Origin of the sequence: Pseudomonas sp. S3E12, assembly GCF_001702295.1 — a bacterium.
In the GTDB taxonomy this organism is placed as follows: Bacteria; Pseudomonadota; Gammaproteobacteria; order Pseudomonadales; family Pseudomonadaceae; genus Aquipseudomonas; species Aquipseudomonas marginalis.
In genome coordinates this window covers 76,197-92,426 of sequence record NZ_MBDT01000033.1, presented here as the reverse complement: position 1 = coordinate 92,426, position 16,230 = coordinate 76,197, and the positions used below count along the sequence as shown (strand labels likewise).

Annotated in this window: 16 protein-coding genes; 4 read left to right on the top strand and 12 right to left on the bottom strand. The window is 62.4% G+C overall.

The window, feature by feature from the left end; all coding sequences use genetic code 11:
- Positions 1-29 precede the first annotated feature (29 nt).
- Positions 30-776, top strand: coding sequence for a creatininase family protein (locus BB029_RS28850; protein ID WP_065941853.1), 747 nt, complete (start codon positions 30-32; stop codon positions 774-776).
- 50 nt (positions 777-826) lie between these two features.
- Here the strand turns inward: BB029_RS28850 and BB029_RS28845 are convergent, their stop codons facing one another.
- Positions 827-1,159, bottom strand: a complete 333-nt coding sequence (locus BB029_RS28845; protein ID WP_065941852.1) for a hypothetical protein — start codon at positions 1,157-1,159, stop codon at positions 827-829.
- Positions 1,160-1,193: 34 nt separating this feature from the next.
- Positions 1,194-1,838, bottom strand: a complete 645-nt coding sequence (locus BB029_RS28840) for an ATPase (RefSeq protein WP_065941851.1) — start codon at positions 1,836-1,838, stop codon at positions 1,194-1,196.
- Positions 1,839-1,970: 132 nt separating this feature from the next.
- On the opposite strand from BB029_RS28840, the gene BB029_RS28835 reads away from it, so the two are divergent.
- A complete protein-coding gene (locus tag BB029_RS28835) occupies positions 1,971-2,243 on the top strand; it encodes a hypothetical protein (RefSeq protein WP_065941850.1) in 273 nt (90 codons plus the stop codon).
- Here the strand turns inward: BB029_RS28835 and yfcF are convergent.
- Positions 2,218-2,850, bottom strand: coding sequence for a glutathione transferase (gene yfcF, locus BB029_RS28830; protein ID WP_065941849.1), 633 nt, complete (start codon positions 2,848-2,850; stop codon positions 2,218-2,220). The two genes, BB029_RS28835 and yfcF, sit on opposite strands and share 26 nt — an antisense overlap.
- Positions 2,851-2,946: 96 nt before the next feature.
- Positions 2,947-3,483 (bottom strand): DUF924 family protein, encoded by a 537-nt coding sequence (locus BB029_RS28825; RefSeq protein ID WP_108572762.1) that lies wholly within the window; start codon positions 3,481-3,483, stop codon positions 2,947-2,949.
- A 120-nt stretch (positions 3,484-3,603) separates the two neighbouring features.
- Between BB029_RS28825 and BB029_RS28820 the strand changes: the two genes are divergently transcribed.
- Complete coding sequence (locus BB029_RS28820; RefSeq protein ID WP_065941848.1) at positions 3,604-4,758, top strand: DUF1624 domain-containing protein; 1,155 nt, start codon at positions 3,604-3,606, stop codon at positions 4,756-4,758.
- Between the two features lie 169 nt (positions 4,759-4,927).
- Here BB029_RS28820 and metE read toward each other — a convergent pair whose 3' ends face one another.
- On the bottom strand, positions 4,928-7,216 hold the full coding sequence (gene metE / locus BB029_RS28815) for a 5-methyltetrahydropteroyltriglutamate--homocysteine S-methyltransferase (RefSeq protein ID WP_065941847.1): 2,289 nt from the start codon (positions 7,214-7,216) through the stop codon (positions 4,928-4,930).
- A 193-nt stretch (positions 7,217-7,409) separates the two neighbouring features.
- Between metE and BB029_RS28810 the strand changes: the two genes are divergently transcribed.
- Positions 7,410-9,053: a sensor domain-containing diguanylate cyclase gene (locus BB029_RS28810; protein WP_065941846.1), complete on the top strand. Its 1,644-nt coding sequence runs from the start codon at positions 7,410-7,412 to the stop codon at positions 9,051-9,053.
- A 134-nt stretch (positions 9,054-9,187) separates the two neighbouring features.
- On the opposite strand, the gene BB029_RS28805 is transcribed toward BB029_RS28810, so the two are convergent.
- The 7 genes from BB029_RS28805 to BB029_RS28775 form a co-directional block, all read right to left on the bottom strand.
- A complete protein-coding gene (locus BB029_RS28805) occupies positions 9,188-10,507 on the bottom strand; it encodes an OprD family porin (RefSeq protein ID WP_065941900.1) in 1,320 nt (439 codons plus the stop codon).
- A 151-nt stretch (positions 10,508-10,658) separates the two neighbouring features.
- Positions 10,659-11,492, bottom strand: coding sequence for a phosphodiesterase (locus BB029_RS28800; RefSeq protein WP_065941899.1), 834 nt, complete (start codon positions 11,490-11,492; stop codon positions 10,659-10,661).
- Positions 11,493-11,502: 10 nt separating this feature from the next.
- A complete protein-coding gene (locus BB029_RS28795) occupies positions 11,503-12,534 on the bottom strand; it encodes an ABC transporter ATP-binding protein (RefSeq protein ID WP_065941845.1) in 1,032 nt (343 codons plus the stop codon).
- Positions 12,531-13,325 (bottom strand): ABC transporter permease, encoded by a 795-nt coding sequence (locus BB029_RS28790; RefSeq protein WP_065941844.1) that lies wholly within the window; start codon positions 13,323-13,325, stop codon positions 12,531-12,533. The genes BB029_RS28795 and BB029_RS28790 overlap by 4 nt, the downstream gene beginning before the upstream one ends.
- Positions 13,322-14,140, bottom strand: a complete 819-nt coding sequence (locus BB029_RS28785; RefSeq protein WP_065941843.1) for an iron ABC transporter permease — start codon at positions 14,138-14,140, stop codon at positions 13,322-13,324. The genes BB029_RS28790 and BB029_RS28785 overlap by 4 nt, the downstream gene beginning before the upstream one ends.
- Entirely contained in the window at positions 14,141-15,145 is a 1,005-nt protein-coding gene (locus tag BB029_RS28780; protein WP_065941842.1) for an ABC transporter substrate-binding protein, read from the bottom strand.
- The gene (locus BB029_RS28775) at positions 15,129-16,148 is read right to left on the bottom strand and encodes a LacI family DNA-binding transcriptional regulator (protein WP_027607242.1); all 1,020 of its coding nucleotides are present in this window, start codon (positions 16,146-16,148) and stop codon (positions 15,129-15,131) included. The genes BB029_RS28780 and BB029_RS28775 overlap by 17 nt, the downstream gene beginning before the upstream one ends.
- Positions 16,149-16,230 lie beyond the last annotated feature (82 nt).

Here is a 16,230-nt window from a genome sequence, read left to right as displayed (position 1 = left end):
CTGTCCCCACAGATAAAAGAGAGCTTCGCATGCTTCTACATCAATCGACCTGGATCGAGATCGGGCAGTTCCTGGAACGCAGCCGCACGGTGGTGATCCCCATCGGCTCCAACGAACAACACGGCCCCACCGGCCTGCTGGGCACCGACTGGATGTGCCCGGAAATCATCGCCCATGAGGCGCAAAAGAACGCCGACATCCTCATCGGCCCGACCTTCAATATCGGCATGGCCCAGCACCACCTGGGCTTTCCCGGCACCATTTCCCTGCGCCCTTCCACCTTTATCGCTGCGATTGGCGACTGGGTGCGCTCGCTGGCCGGGCATGGTTTCGACAAGATCCTGTTTCTGAACGGCCACGGCGGTAATATCGCCACGATTGAAGCAGCGTTTTCCGAGCTGTACGCCGAGGCGAGCTTCGACCGCCGCCCTGCCGGGTTTGCGTTGAAGCTGGTGAACTGGTGGGACCTGGAAGGCGTCACTGACCTGGCGCACCGCCAATTCCCGGTAGGCCATGGCAGCCATGCGACGCCTTCGGAAATCGCGGTGACGCAGTGGGCGTACCCCGACGCGATCAAATCGGCCGACTACTCCCCGCAGATCGCCAACACCGGGCCGATCCGTGAGGCCCTGGACTTCCGCGCCCGCTTCCCCGACGGGCGCATGGGCTCGGACCCGGCGCTGGCGACGGTGGAGAAAGGTGGGGAGTTGGTGGCTTTGGCGGCTCAAGGGCTGGTGAAAACGGTTAACAGCTTCAGCAACGAAGCCAGACCTTAGGCCTTATGCAGATTCAAATGTGGGAGGGGGCTTGCCCCCTCCCACATGGGTTATTTGCAGTCCTGCGCCACCTGTTCAAGCCGCGACGGCGTAATGGTCGACGCCAGCGGCTTGCGCTCGTACAAAAACACCTTGCCGCCGTCCCCCGCCTTGTAGACCTCCAGCACGTCATCGGCGGCAATCTTGCTGGTCAACACCAGCCTGGCGTGGCGCGAGTTCTGGGTCACCGTCGACGTGATCCCGTGCTTTTCCAGCTTGGGAAGCAGACATTGCACATAGGCTTCCGGGCTCTTGCCGGTTTGCAGAGTCAAGGTCGGAGTATTGGGGGCGGAAACACAACCGGCCAGCAACAGGGTCGCGGCCGGTACGAAAAAAGAGCGCATGAAAAAATCCCGAGTCTAAAAATAAAGGTTCACATCAACCCGCGCGAACCAGCGCCTTGAGCGAGGCATCGAACTGCTTCAGCGCATCGAGCTGCACATCCCGCTGCTGCTCGATCCGCGCGGCAATCTCCGGTGCGGCCTTGTCGTGCACCCACACCGAGGGCACCTGCCTGTGCACCGAGCCTTCGGCCTTGGCGATGTATTGCAGGTTCGCGTCATAAAACCGTGCGATAAAACGCGCTTCGACCTGATCGTTGCGCTGGGTCAGTAATTGGTTATGGGTATCGAGCATCACCACCACATCGGGGCGAGCCTGCACCAGGGCATCCAGGTTGTCGTAGACCGTCACCGACAAAAAGGTTCCCTGCAGCGAGCCCATCAACCAATCAATGGCCAGTTCCGGGTCGGAGCTGTTGACGAACGCCTCGCGGATACGTGCGTCAAGGGCATCCCTGGCGCCGTTCAAGGCCATGTCGTGGTAGCGTTCGAGGTAGCTGAGGTTGTCGCGGGTGTTATCGCTTAACAACACACCCACCGATTGCGCATGCTGCAGGGAGTCTACGCTACCGACGATAGGTAGCAAATGGCCTGCACGCAATTCATCAGCGATCGCTGCGTTGTTGACGATCACAGTGCCCAGCATCAGCATCATTAAACCCAGCTGAATCAACGTCCTCATCGCGCATTTCCTTGAACAGCGTCTCGATGCAGGCGATTTTGCGCTTTTCCTGAAAAAACAGAACTTGCGTTGCATGATGGTGACTATTATCTGAACCGATAGTGCTCACATAAAACCTATAAGGACCACGCCATGAAGCCCCACCAGAAAACCTTCGACCGCATCCGCGAAGCCGTCTTGCCGGAGTTTCGCGAACGGGTCGCCGATTACCTGCTCGACTATGAACAGGTACTGCTGGATGAGGCGTCGGAGGCCGACCAGGTGCACGCCAGTGCCCAGCAGTTGCGCGGCTACCTGCGTGGTTTGAACACCACGCGAGTGCTGGGCATGGCCGATTGGGAAGACCTGGACCGGCGCGTCATGCAGATGACGGCCAGCGCTACAGCGCAGGACGTTGCAGGTTGATCCACGCCTGCACGGACGGCCGGCGCCACTGGCGCTGCGCATAGGCCACCAGCTCGGCAGGTACGCTGTCGCCGTTGAGAATCAGGCGATTGAGCATCACCGCCAGGTCCACGTCAGCAATGCACCACTCACCGAACAAGTACGAAGGGTTGCCCGCTAACAGCACCTGTGCAGCACTGATCAAGCGCCGGGCTGCCCCTTGGGCGTTGGCTGACAACGGCGGCATTTTCTGCCCATAAAACACCACCAGGGTCGAACGCTCCTGGCGAATCGGCAGCAAATCACTGCGCAACCACGCCTGCACCTGTCGTGCCCTCGCCCGCTGCTTGGGATCGGCCGGGTACACGGCTGTCTCGGGGTAGGCCTGGTCCAGGTATTCGGTAATCGCGGAGGATTCCGACAGGGCAAAATCGCCTTCCAACAGGGTCGGCACGCGCTGGGTCACGGATAGCTGGGCAAAGTCGGCCGTCTGGTTCTGCGCGGCGTCGAGGTCCAGGGTGACCAGGTCGAAGGCCAGGCCTTTTTCCCGCAGGGTGACGAACACCGACATCGCGTACGGGCTGGTGTAGAGCGAATCAACGTAGAGGCGCAACGGGGGCTGGTTCATAACGGGGCTCCTTGGGTGAAGCCCTACGCTACGAGATGCGCGCCGAGAAAGACAATGCGCGGTTTTTATGGGGGCATTCCCGGGCGGAATAGCGGGTTAACCGGCAAACCCGCCCTTGTCCAGAAAGGCGCGCTCTTCATCCGTGGTGACCCTGGCCAGCACCGCATTGCGATGGGGAAAACGCCCGAAGCGCTCGATGATCTGCGCGTGTTCCTTGGCCCAGCGGTAAGTGTTGGCATCCAGTTGCTGATTGAGGGTCAGGGAGCGTTGCTGGTCCTTTGGGTCTTCCGAGTGTTCGAACGGCAAATAACAGAACGCGCGCAATGCCGGCTCCACCTGCTGGTCGAGCCCGGCGTCCACCATGCGCTGGGCGTACAGGCGCGCCAGCGGGTCGGTGGCGAACATGTGCGCGGTGCCGCGAAAGGCGTTGCGTGGGTATTGGTCGAGCAGGATCAGCAAGGCCAAGGCGCCTTCGGCTGAATCCAGCCAGCTTTCCAGCTCGCGCCGGGCGGCTTGCAGGTGGGTGGCGTGGAAGGTGTCGCGGAAGGTGGCGTCGAACCCATCGTCCTTGGCGAACCAGCGTTTGGGGCCGGCGTGCTGCCAGAAGTCGATGACGGTTTGAGGGGTGCTCATGCTCAGGGTCTCCGGGTGTGAGTTCACTGAAGGTATCAGAAGCGGGATCAACGGAGGGCAACGCGTTGATTAATGTTATAGGATAACGCCAATTTTCCGCCCTGCCCTGTGATTCCGCCCATGACCGATGCCGTTCCCCTGCGCCAACGCCTGCTCTCCATCGACGCCCTGCGCGGCCTGGTGATCCTGTTCATGCTGCTCGACCACGTGCGCGAAACCTTCCTGCTGCATCGGCAAGTCAGCGACCCGATGAGCATCGACAGCACCGAGCCCGCGCTGTTTATCAGCCGCACCCTCGCCCACCTGTGCGCGCCGGTGTTTGTGTTGCTCACGGGGTTATCCGCGTTTTTATACGGCCAGAAATACCAGGGCCGCCGCGATGTGTCGGCGTTCCTGTTCAAGCGCGGGTTGTTCCTGGTGGTGCTGGAGTTCACCCTGGTCAACTTCGCCTGGACCTTCCAGTTGCCGCCCAGCGTGATCTATCTACAGGTGATCTGGGCGATTGGCATCAGCATGCTCGCCCTCGCCGCCCTGGTGTGGTTGCCGCGCCCGCTGTTGATCGTGCTGGCGCTGGCGATCATCGGCGGGCACAACCTGCTGGATGGCCTGCACTTCGACCCAGGCTCGGCGCTGCATATTCCGTGGACGATCCTGCATGAACGCAGTTGGATTGACGTGTCCGATAGCCTGCGCCTGCGCACGACCTACCCGGTACTGCCGTGGATCGGCGTGATTGCCCTGGGTTACGGCCTGGGACCGTGGTTTGCCAATGCCACACTGCCCGCCGTGCGCCAGCGGTATTTGCTGCTCGGCGGCTTGGGTGCGTTGCTGGGGTTTGTGCTGTTGCGTGGGCTCAATGGCTACGGCGAGAAACCCTGGCAGGCATATGACAACGGCGTGCAGACGCTGATGAGCTTTTTCAATGTCACCAAGTACCCGCCTTCGCTGCTGTTCCTGGCGTTGACCCTGGGCATTGGACTGTTGCTGTTGCTGGCATTTGAACGCGTGGGGCATCGACGCTGGATCGGCGTGTTGGCGGTGTTTGGATCCGTGCCGATGTTCTTTTATCTGTTGCACCTTTATGTGCTGAAAGTGCTGTATGTCGCCTGTGTCGCGCTGCTTGGCCTGAACCAGGGCAACTACTTTGGCTTCGAGAGTATCGGTGCGGTGTGGCTGGTGGCGTTGGTGTTGCCCCTGGCGCTCTACCCGCCGGTGCGCTGGTTCGCCGGGCTCAAGGCCCGCCGCCGCGACCTGGCCTGGCTCAAATACCTCTAATCTGACACAGATCCAAATGTGGGAGCTCGCCCATACTCATCGTGGCATAGGTATCTACACAATTTTCAGAGACTGGCGAGTTCCCCTGTGGAGATTTGTCAGAGGCTGAAAAGTTGTGTAGATACCCATGGCTATCGGGGGCAAGCCCCCTCCCAAATTTTTTACGATATCAAGCCAACTCAGCCCGTAGCTGGCGAGCCGCGATGACCATATGAATCAACGCCGCCTCCGTCTCCGGCCACCCCCGCGTCTTCAACCCGCAATCCGGGTTCACCCACAAGCGCTGGGCAGGAATCCGTTTCGCCGCCTTGCGCAACAGGTTGGCCATTTCCGAGGCATCCGGCACCCGTGGCGAGTGGATGTCGTAGACGCCCGGGCCGATGTCGTTGGGGTAGGCGAAGGCTTCGAACGCGTCCAGCAACTCCATGTCCGAGCGCGAGGTCTCGATGGTGATCACGTCGGCATCCATGGCCGCGATGGACTCGATCACATCGTTGAATTCGCTGTAGCACATGTGCGTGTGGATCTGGGTTTCATCGCGCACGCCCGAGGCGCACAGGCGGAACACTTCGGTGGCCCAGTCCAGGTAGTGCTGCCACTGTGCCTGGCGCAACGGCAAGCCTTCGCGGAACGCGGCTTCGTCGATCTGCACGATCTGGATGCCAGCAGCTTCCAGGTCGACCACTTCGTCGCGAATCGCCAGGGCCAGTTGCCGCGCCTGCACTTCGCGGCTCACGTCTTCGCGGGGGAACGACCACATCAGCATGGTCACAGGTCCCGTCAGCATGCCCTTCATCACCTTGCGGGTCAGGCCCTGGGCGTAGCGGATCCACTCCACCGTCATCGCCTTCGGGCGGCTCAGGTCGCCGAAGATCACCGCCGGTTTCACGCAACGCGAACCGTAGCTCTGCACCCAGCCGAAGCGGGTAAATACATAGCCATCCAGTTGCTCGGCGAAGTACTCGACCATGTCGTTACGCTCGGCTTCACCGTGCACCAGCACGTCCAGGCCGAGGTTTTCCTGCACCTCGACGGCGTGACGAATCTCGCTGTGCATGGCTTCGACGTATTCGGCCTGGCTCAACTTGCCTTGCTTGTAGGACTGCCGCGCCAGGCGGATCGATGCGGTCTGCGGGAACGAACCGATGGTGGTGGTCGGAAACAGCGGCAGGTTCAGGCCCGCACGTTGTTTCTCGATACGCTGGGTAAACGGCGACTTACGCTGGCTGTCCTGACGGGTAATCGCCGCTACACGCGCTTGTACCGCAGGCTTGTGGATACGCGGCGAGGCCGCGCGGGCCGCCTGCACGGCGCGGCTTTCGGCCAGGGCAGCAAGGACGTTGGGCGCTTCAGGCTGGTTAACCGCTTGCGCCAGCACCGCCACTTCGGCGCATTTTTGCACGGCGAATGCCAGCCAGCTTTTCAACTCGGCATCCAACTGGTCTTCACGGCCCAGGTCCACCGGGCTGTGCAGCAAGGAGCAGGACGGCGCCACCCACAGGCGATCGCCCAATTTCTCATGGGCGTGCTGCAAGGTGGCCAGGGCGTTTTCCAGGTCGCAACGCCAGACGTTACGGCCGTTGACCACGCCCAGGGACAGCACTTTATAAGCCGGCAGGCGGTCGAGAATAGTCGGATACTGCTCCGGCGCGCGCACCAGGTCGATGTGCAGGCCATCCACCGGCAGGTTCGCAGCCAGGCCGAGGTTCTCTTCCAGGCCACCGAAGTAGGTCGCCACCAGCTTTTTCAGCGGGTCGCGCTGGATCAGGTTGTAGGCACGCTCGAACGCGTTCTTCCATTCCTGCGGCAGGTCGAGGACCAGGATCGGCTCGTCGATCTGCACCCATTCCACGCCGAGGTCGGCCAGGCGCTGGAAGATCTGGCCGTATAACGGCAGCAGGCGCTCAAGCAGGTCGAGCTTGTCGAAATCAGCCCCCTTGGCCTTGCCCAGCCACAGGTAGGTCAGCGGGCCGATCACCACCGGCTTGACGGTATGGCCCAGGTCGCGAGCTTCCTGCACCTCTTCGAACAACTGCTCCCAACCCAGGTGGAATTGCTGGTCGGCACTGAATTCAGGCACCAGGTAGTGGTAGTTGGTATCGAACCACTTGGTCATTTCCTGGGCATGGGCACCGCCGCAGCAGCTGTCGCTGACGCCACGAGCCATGCCGAACAGGGTGTCGAGGGTGGCCTGGCCATCGGCCGGACGAAAACGCTCGGGGATCACACCGAACATCAGCGAGTGGGTCAGCACCTGGTCGTACCAGGCAAAATCACCGGCGGGCAGCAACTCGATACCGGCCTGCTTTTGCAGGTCCCAATGGGCCTTGCGTAGTTCACGGCCGATGGCACGCAGGCCGGCTTCGTCCAACTCGCCCCTCCAGAACGCTTCCTGCGCTTTTTTCAGTTCACGATCGCGTCCAATGCGCGGAAATCCGAGGGAATGAGCGACTGCCATGACTTACAACTCCACTGTAGGTATTCAATGGCAGCCATTGTCGGCACACGAGCATAGTGAGACAAACTCATTTTATTCCAGATGATCACAAGATCTGCTCATGTTACCAGCAGTGAATAGATCAACCTATTGCTGGTCGCGTCTCCTCTATTACGCATACCATGGCCCCAAACAACCATTCAAATGAGCACCCATGATCAAAGCCAGCCTGCGTAGTCACCTCACCCTGTGGTTTGCCGGGTTGTCGCTGCTCATTTTGTTGAGCGTGGGTTTCTATGTGGGGCATATCGCCACCGAGCAGATGAAACAGGCCAGTGCCAATACGCTGTTGAGCACTGCGCGCTCGACGGCGGCGCTGCTGGCCGTGCAATTGCGCGAACGGCAGTTGGAAGTGTCCTTGCTCAGCAAGGCCCCGCTGTTTCGCCGTGGCGACCTGGATGCGCCGGACATCCTGGCCTTGATGGAACTGCGCACCCAATCGCGCGCCGAGTACGCGTGGATGGGGGTTGCCGACGCCGACGGGCGTGTGCGCCAGGCGGTCAATGGGCTGCTGGTCAATCAATCGGTGCAGCAACGCCCCTGGTTCCAGGCCGGCCTGCGCGGTGAGTACACCGGCGATCCCCACGAGGCAGTGCTGCTGGCCAAACTGCTGCCGGGGGCGGCGAATGGCGAGCCGCTGCGCTTTATCGACTTTGCCGCGCCGATTCGCAATGCCAGCGGCGACACGATTGGCGTGCTGGGCGCCCATGCCCACTGGCGCTGGGTGACGCAGATTGTCGCGTCCGCCGTGACGCAAAAAGACGCCCTCCCCGATATCGAGGCCTTGATTGTCGACTTCGATGGCAAGGTGCTTTACCCCGAAGCCCTCGCCGGTGAGCAGATGCCTAAAGACAAGCTGGTCCCGTCAACCGGCTGGTTCACAGACAACGGCTACGTCACCGCCTCCGTCGCCGTCCCAAGCCCATCCAATGCCAGGATGAACTGGTACATCATGGTGCGCCAGCCGTTGGACGTAGCCCTGCAACCGGCGCGCAGCCTGCTGTACAAATTGCTCGTGCTCGGCTTGCTCGCGGCGATCACTTTTGTAGTGGCCGCGTATTACCTCGCCTCCTCCCTCAGCCGTCCCATCGAGCGCCTGGCCAAGTCCGCCAAACAGGTGCAGGACCATCAGCCCGGCGCGGTCTTCCCCCAGGAACACCCGGTGCTGGAGATTGCCCAACTGGGGCAATCGCTCACCGGCATGACGCAATCGCTGCTCGCCAAGGAACGTGAACTGCAAGACGCCAACGCCTCCCTGGAAGCCACCGTGGCGCAACGCACCGCCGACCTCACCCAGGCCAACGCCGACCTGCTCAAGCTGGCCACCCACGACGCCCTCACCGGCGTGTTCAACCGGCGCCGCTTCGATGAAAAACTCGCCGAGAACAGCCTGTTGTTCCAGCGCACCGGCCGCACCTTCGCCCTGCTGCTGATCGACGCCGACTATTTCAAGCGCGTCAACGATACCTACGGCCATGCCGTTGGCGATGATGTGCTGTGCCAACTTGCGGTGCTGATAGAAAGCACTACGCGCGCCACCGACTTCGTTGCCCGTTATGGCGGAGAAGAGTTCGCCGTGCTGCTGCCGGAAGTCGAAGAGCCGGACAGCCCTGACGTGGTCGCCGAAAAGATCCGTGTGGCTGTCGAGGCGGCAGTCTTTCCAAGCGTGGGTCGCCTGACCGTGAGTATCGGCGTGGGCGTGGCCGAGCCTTCTGACCGCGACTCCCTGGCATTGCTCAAGCGCGCGGACATGCGCTTGTATGAGGCCAAGGGCGCGGGCAGGAACCGGGTGGCGTGAGCAAGCCCCCCCCTGTAGGAGCGAGCTTGCTCGCGAAGAACCCAAGGACACCGCTGGCATTCTGAACAGGCGCGTTATCGTTAACGTTTTTCGCGAGCAAGCTCGCTCCTACAAAGATGAGGGGCTCAGCGGTACTACATCAACGGAATCGAATAACTCACAAACACCCGATTCTGGTCCTGGTCCCGCGCCACTTCACTGCGTGACACGCCGTTCCGCCAGCCGAACCCGACGTTCTTGAATGTGCCGCTCTGCACCACGTAATCCAGCGAGATGTCCCGCTCCCACTCGCTGGCGTCGTTGCCGCTGGTGGTGAGGATGTGGTCGCCCTTGAGGTACATGACCGAGGCCTTCAGGCCGGGTACACCCAACGACGCGAAGTCGTACGCGTACTGGGCAAAGGCGGTGCGTTCGCCGGCCTGGATGAAGGTCTGCACGGTACGGTCGGTGTAGAGGTACAGGCTGGCACCACCCTCGCCTTTGTTCACCAGGCCGCCCTGGTTGAGTTGGGCGAAGTTGCTGTCGTCCGAGACTTGCTGGTAGCCGGCGGTGATCGCGTGCGGGCCGAGGGAGTAGATGAACGCGGCGCTCCAGGTGTTGTTGTCGATTTCACCGTTGCCGTTCTTGGTATAGCCGCCCAACTTGTAGCCTTCGGCACGGCCGGCGGCGCTGCTGTTTTTGCCGTCGGAGCGGGTATTGAAGTAGCGCAGGTCGGTTTTCAATGAGCCGTATTCGCCCAGCGGCAGTACGTGGATCAACCCGGCGAAATGCTGTTGGTAATAGTCTTCGAGGTTGGCGTAGTAGTACTGGACCATCAGGTCCTTGGTCAGTTGGTAGTCCGCACCGGCGTAGGTAAATTTATTGCTCTCCCGGGTACCGCCCGCCGCTGCCAGACCGCTGCGGTCGCTGGAGCCGCGACCGGTGGTGTGCTCAAGCTGGCCGCCGACCAGGGTCAGGTTGTCGATGTCCTTGCTGGTGACCTGCCCGCCTTCGAACGACTGCGGCAACAGGCGGCCGTCGTTGCTCACCAGGATCGGCAGGTTCGGGCGCAGGTAGCCGTAGCGCGCTTCTGTCTTGGCAAAGCGCGCCTTGGCGGTCGCGCCACCACGGGCCCAGTTATCCGTGGCCTTGCCGTCTTCGGTGGGGATCATTGAGCTGCCGACATGGCGCGCGGCGCTGCTGTCGAGGGTCACGCCGAGCATGCCGATGGCGTCCAGGCCAAAACCGACGGTGCCGTCGGTAAAGCCCGACTGGTAGTTGAGGATAAAGGCCTGGCCCCATTCTTCGGTCTTCGGCGGTGCCGCCGTGCCGTCGCGGTTGTCGTTATTGAAGTAGAAGTTACGCATGCTCAAGTTGGCTTTGCTGTCGCTCAAAAAGTCAGCGGACGCCAAGGGGCTCAGGGCAATGCCCAGGCCGCCGGTCAATACACTTAATACATTCAACGTGGCTTTCATCAGGACGAACTCCGGCGCGGAATCCAGGTTCCGGGCGCAAAAAATGGGCAGCAGGATGCCGTCGGCCAAACGTGACGTTGGCCGGGGCGTTAACGGTTATTCAGTTGCTTAGTTGTTAGCGAGTTGAGTGAAGTGAAACCTCCGTAAAACCTCAGTCAATCAATCCATGAGCGTCATAAAACGGATACGGACCCGGGTAATCCCCGAACACGCCGTTGTGGCTGATCAGGCCCTGTTGCGCATCCCAGCGATGCAACAGATACCCCGCCGGTTCCAGGTTGAAATGCGCGGGCGCGGCGTCCTGCAGGTCCAGCACAATCTGATGGGAAGTACCGGGGCACACACAACTCAGGCTGCCGCCAAAGCGTCGTTGCATCGGTCGGTGCAGGTGCCCGCACAGCAGGCGTTCCACTTGCGGGTGGCGAGACACGACTTTTTCCAATGCGGCGGCATTGATAAAGGGTTCACGGTCCATATGGCCGATGCCGCAGATGAACGGCGGATGGTGCAGGATCAGCAACGTCGGCGCGTCCGGGCGTCGTGCCAGTTGCGCGTCCAACCAGTGCAATTGGCTGTCCAGCAGCTGGCCGCCGTGCCCACCCGGGATAGTCGAGTCCAGGCCGATCAAACGCAGCGGATGCTCGTCCACCACCCAGTCCAACGGCCCCTCTGCCGACAAAGGCAAGTAGGCGTGATCACGGAATGCCTCGAGCAACGGACCGCGTGTGTCGTGGTTGCCGGGCACCAGGTAGCACGGCATGTGCAGGCGCGCGAGTTCGGGGTGCAGCACGGCGTATTCATCGGCGCGGCCGAAGTCCACCAGGTCACCGCTGATCACCACAATATCGGGCCGTGGGTGGCTGGCGTTCAAATGGTCGACGGCACGGCGCAGCGCGCCCAGGGTATCCACCACCCCATACGTCAGGCGCTGGCCGGCTTTAAGGTGCAGGTCGCTGATTTGCGCAACAAGAAACGGACGATTCACAAGCAAACTCTCACGCATTCAGGGTGAACAACATGTGCGGCGCAATCGCCAGGGCAATCGGCGCGCCGACGGCGTACAGGTGGTTGTCGCTGCTGTCCACCAGCAGCGGTTGCGGGCCGCCCACGTCCACCAACAGGCGGCTTTGGGCGCCCTGGAAAAACTGCGCCACTAGATGGCCGTGCAAGTGCCCTTCGCTCTCCATCACCCGCAGGTGTTCGGGGCGGCAGTACACCGTGCTGGGCACGTCGGCGGCCTGCCACGGCAACTCGCCGCCGCAGACTTCCAGGCCGTGGGCTGTTCGCGAGGTGACGGCAAAGGCATTGAGGTTGCCGACAAAACCGGCGACGAAGGCATTCGCCGGCTTTTGGTAGATCTCCCGTGGGCTGGCCAATTGCGCGACGCGGCCGTGCTCCATCACCAGGATACGATCGCCCAGGGCCATGGCTTCGCCCTGGTCGTGGGTGACAAATACCGAGGTGATACCGAGGCCGCGCAGCAGTTCATTCAGCTCGCTGCGCAGGCGCTCGCGCAATTGCGCGTCCAGGGCTGCCAGCGGTTCGTCCAGCAACAGCACTTTGGGGCGCGGCGCCAGGGCACGGGCCAGGGCCACCCGTTGACGCTGGCCACCGGACAATTCGTGGATGCTGCGCTGGCCATGCTGTTGCAGGCCCACCAGCTCCAGCAATTCGTCGCAGCGCTTATTGCGCTCCACCACCGACATTCCGCGAATCTTCAAGCCGTAGACGATATTGCCGGCCACATCGAGGTTGGGAAACAGCGCGTAGTTCTGGAACACCATGCCCACGTCACGGCGCTCGATGGGCAGGCGGGTGACGTCGTCGCTGCCGAAAAAAACCTGGCCCACATCCGGGCGTTCCAGGCCGGCAATCAGGCGCAAGGTGGTGGTCTTGCCGCAGCCGGACGGGCCGAGGATCGCCAGGGTTTCACCGCCTTCGACGGTCAGGTTCAGGTCATGCACGGCCACGGTGCCGTCGGCGAACGCCTTGCGACATCCTTGCAGGCGAATAGTGATAGCGGTCATCGACGCTCTCCACGGGACAAACGAGCGCTGATGGCCTGCAACGCAATCAGCAGCGGCACGATCATCAGCAAAAAGATAAGGGTGTAGGCGCTGGCGATTTCCAGGCGCGCCGAGGCGTAGCTGTCGGCCAGGCCCACGGGCAATGTCTTGGTCATCGGTGTGTGGAGCATCCAGGTCAGGTTGAATTCGCCCAACGACAAGGTCACCACCATCAGCACGCCCGCCAGAATCCCCGCCCGGCAGTTGGGCACCACCACGCTGAAAAAGCGCTTGATCGGCCCGGCGCCCAGGCTGGCCGCCGCCTCTTCCAGCACCGGCAGTTGCTGGCGTTGCATCACCGCCATCACCGGACGTACCAGGAACGGCAAGGTGAACAACACATGGCCCACCAGGATGAACAACCAGCTGCTGCGAAACGTGCCGAACTGGCCGTAGGTGAGCAGCAACGCCAGCGCACTGGCCAGCCCCGGCATCGCCACCGGCAACACCATCAGCTCTTCGAAGGCACGGCTGAAGCGGTTGTTCATGCGCACCAGCGCATAGGCCGCCGGCACGCCGATCATGCAGACACACACCGCGCACGCCAGGGCCAATTGCAGCGACAGCCATACGGTGGGCGAATAGGCCTGCCAGACCTGGATCAACCAGTCGAAGGTCAGGCCGCTGGACAGGCCGACGAAGAAATTGCGCGTCAACCCGGCCAGCAACGACATCAGCACCGGCACCAACATGAAGGCACACACCAGCAAGGTGAACAGCAGTTGCATCACAAACAGCGATGAGCGTTTCACAAGACCGTCCCCGCATTTTTCACCAGGCGTCGCGTGAGCAACAGCACCGCCCAGGTCACCGCGCCGAGCACCACCGACAACGCGGCGGCGACGGCAAAATTGGCGTAGTTGGTAAACACATTGTAGATCGCCACCGGCGTTACATTCAGGCGCGTGCCCAAGGTGAACGCGGTGCCGAAGGCGCCCATGGACGTGGCGAAGCAGATCGCGGCGCAGGACGCCAACGCCGGCGCCAGGCCCGGCACGATCACGTCGCACACCACCCGCCAGTGCCCTGCTCCCAGCGAATGCGCGGCTTCTTCCAGGCTGCGGTCGAGGCTTTCGCACGCGGCCATCACCGTGAGGATCACCCGGGGAATCGAGAAGTACAGGTAGCCGACAAACAGCCCGGCCAGCGAGTAGGCAAAGATCCAGCGCTCACCGGCCAATTGCAGGCCCAGGGAGGCCAGCAGCCCCTGGCGCCCGGCCAACAGAATCACCAGGAAGCCCACCACCACGCCCGGAAACGCCAGGGGAAACGTGAGCAAGGCCACCAGCGCCGAGCGCCCGAAAAACTGCTGGCGCGCGAGGAACACACCACTGATGCCACCGATCAACAACGCGGTGAACGTCACGACGATGGCCAGCACGCAGGTCTGCGCCAGGCTACCCAGGTACTGCGCGCTACTGAGCACCTGCCAATAGCCGCTGCCGTGGCTGTCGCGGCTGTCGGCGCCGAGCACCATCAAGTGCGCCAGCGGCAGCAGCCAGAACGCGAACAGCACTGCAAAGGCCGGGGCCAGCGCCCAGGCCGCCTGTTTTGCCGATGCGGCCACTTACTTGACCTCGTTCAGGTAACGGGCGGCGAAGGCTTCCTGCACAGCGGCCATTTTCTGATAGTCCACCACACCGGCGCGGGCGTAATCGCTGTCGGGCAGGAACTGCGCGGCGACGTCGGCCGGCATGGTCACCGGGCGTACCGGGCGCAAGTACGCCTTGGCCCAGAGGGCCTGGCCTTGGTCCGACAATACGAAGTCCAGCACCTTCTCGCCATTGGCGCGGTGCGGCGCGTTGGCCACCAGGCTCATCACATAGGGCACGCTGATGCTGCCTTCCTTGGGGATCACGAAGGCGACGTTGGCGTTGTCTTTGTAGCGGGCGCGGTAGGCGTTGAAGTCGTAGTCCACCAGGATCGGCAACTCCCCGGACAGTACCCGCGCATAGGCGGTCTGCTTGGGCACGATGGGGGCGTTTTTCGCCAGCTTCTGGAAGTAATCGATGGCCGGGGCGAAGTTGTCCAGGTCGCCGCCCATTGCGCGGTTGATCGCCACGGCAGAGACGTAACCGACGAAGGCGCTGGACGGGTCCAGGTAGCCGACCATGCCTTTGTATTGCGGCTTGAGCAGGTCGGCCCAGCTTTGCGGCACCGGCAGGCCGCCCAATGCATCGACGTTGACCATGATACCCAGGGTGCCGGAATGGATCGCGAACCATTGGCCGGCGGGGTCTTTCAACCCGGCGGGGATCTGTTCCCAGCCCTTGGGCTTGTAACCCTCGACCACGCCGGCCTTTTGCGCCTGCAAGCCGAAGGTCACGCCGTAGTAGACCACGTCGGCGACGGGCGCGGCCTTTTCGGCCACCAGTTGCGCCAGGGACTGGCCGGAGTTCTTGTTGTCCAGCGGCACCTGCACACCGGTGCTGGCGGCGATGGCCTTGAGCTGGGTGCCCCAGTCGGCCCAGTCCGGCGGGCAGTTGTAGCAAATCGCGGTGTCGGCGGCCTGGGCCAGGCTGGCCACGCCGCAGAGCAGCACGGCGGCCAGGGTTTTACTGAATGCGCGCATCAAGGGACTCCTCAAAGGGTTGGGTACTTTCGCCCGGCCGGATATGGCAAGGCAGGCAATGGGAAATGGGATCGTTGCCGGCGATCTGCGCCAGCAGTTGGTCAATCACCGTGCTGGCCAGCAGCGCGATGGGCTGCACCACGCTGCACAGGGTCGGGTGCATCTGGGTGCCGAGGGCGATGCCGTCGAAGCCCATCACCGACAGTTGCCCGGGCACATTCCAGGCATTGCGGCGCAGCTCGGCGATCAGGCTGATCGCGAGGAAATCGTTGGAGCACACCAGCGCGCTGGGGGCGTCGGGGCCGTTGAGGTACGGCTGGATGGCAGCGAATTCGGCCTGGGTATGGGCGGGCATTTCGATCACCGCGCGGCTTTTGAGACCGTATGCCTTCATCGCGTCGCAGTAACCGGCATAGCGCAGGCGTGCGCGGTCGGACTGCAAGGCGGGGCCGGCGACCATGCTGATGCGTCGATGGCCGGCCTCCAGCAGGTAGCGCGTGGCCAAGGCCATGCCGGCGCGGTTGTCCACCGACACGGCGCTGTAGTTGGGGTTGCTCGGTTGGTGATAGGCCAGCACGAACGGCGTCCGTTCGGTATTCAGGCTGCTGAGCACGCTGTTGCTTTCGGCATCGGTGACCGTCAGCACCAGGCCATCGACGCGCTGGCGCAGCAGTTCTTCCACTACGATGCACTCGCGCTCGCTGCTGTAGTCGGTGGTCGCCAGCACCAGGCTGTAGCCACGCAAGCGTGCGGCACGCTCCATGGCCTGGAACTGTTCGGCGAACACCGGGTTGAGCAGATTGGGCACCACCACGCCGATCAACTGGGTGGTTTGCAGGCGCAGTTGGCGGCCAAGCAGGTTGGGCCGAAAGCCCAACTCACGGGCGGCGGCGAACACCTGCTCACGGGTGGCCGGGCGCACCTGGTCGGGGGAGGCAAAAGTGCGGGCGGCGGTCGCGCGGGATACGCCGGCCAATCGCGCGACGTCTTTCAAATCAGTCATGGTCACTCGCTTGAGATCGATCTCATTGGCGAGGACAGTAACGGCGGAATGTGGCAGGAAGGTGGTGGGCAGATGACGGTTT

What these genes read in the sequence shown, in the direction of transcription:
- metE (WP_065941847.1), bottom strand. Translation starts at nt 7,216, where the DNA reads ATGGCAGTCGCTCATTCCCTCGGATTTCCGCGCATTGGACGCGATCGT.
- BB029_RS28805 (WP_065941900.1), bottom strand. Translation starts at nt 10,507, where the DNA reads ATGAAAGCCACGTTGAATGTATTAAGTGTATTGACCGGCGGCCTGGGC.
- BB029_RS28845 (WP_065941852.1), bottom strand. Translation starts at nt 1,159, where the DNA reads ATGCGCTCTTTTTTCGTACCGGCCGCGACCCTGTTGCTGGCCGGTTGT.
- BB029_RS28850 (WP_065941853.1), top strand. Translation starts at nt 30, where the DNA reads ATGCTTCTACATCAATCGACCTGGATCGAGATCGGGCAGTTCCTGGAA.
- BB029_RS28775 (WP_027607242.1), bottom strand. Translation starts at nt 16,148, where the DNA reads ATGACTGATTTGAAAGACGTCGCGCGATTGGCCGGCGTATCCCGCGCG.
- BB029_RS28825 (WP_108572762.1), bottom strand. Translation starts at nt 3,483, where the DNA reads ATGAGCACCCCTCAAACCGTCATCGACTTCTGGCAGCACGCCGGCCCC.
- BB029_RS28780 (WP_065941842.1), bottom strand. Translation starts at nt 15,145, where the DNA reads ATGCGCGCATTCAGTAAAACCCTGGCCGCCGTGCTGCTCTGCGGCGTG.
- BB029_RS28820 (WP_065941848.1), top strand. Translation starts at nt 3,604, where the DNA reads ATGACCGATGCCGTTCCCCTGCGCCAACGCCTGCTCTCCATCGACGCC.
- BB029_RS28795 (WP_065941845.1), bottom strand. Translation starts at nt 12,534, where the DNA reads ATGACCGCTATCACTATTCGCCTGCAAGGATGTCGCAAGGCGTTCGCC.
- yfcF (WP_065941849.1), bottom strand. Translation starts at nt 2,850, where the DNA reads ATGAACCAGCCCCCGTTGCGCCTCTACGTTGATTCGCTCTACACCAGC.
- BB029_RS28810 (WP_065941846.1), top strand. Translation starts at nt 7,410, where the DNA reads ATGATCAAAGCCAGCCTGCGTAGTCACCTCACCCTGTGGTTTGCCGGG.
- BB029_RS28835 (WP_065941850.1), top strand. Translation starts at nt 1,971, where the DNA reads ATGAAGCCCCACCAGAAAACCTTCGACCGCATCCGCGAAGCCGTCTTG.
- BB029_RS28840 (WP_065941851.1), bottom strand. Translation starts at nt 1,838, where the DNA reads ATGAGGACGTTGATTCAGCTGGGTTTAATGATGCTGATGCTGGGCACT.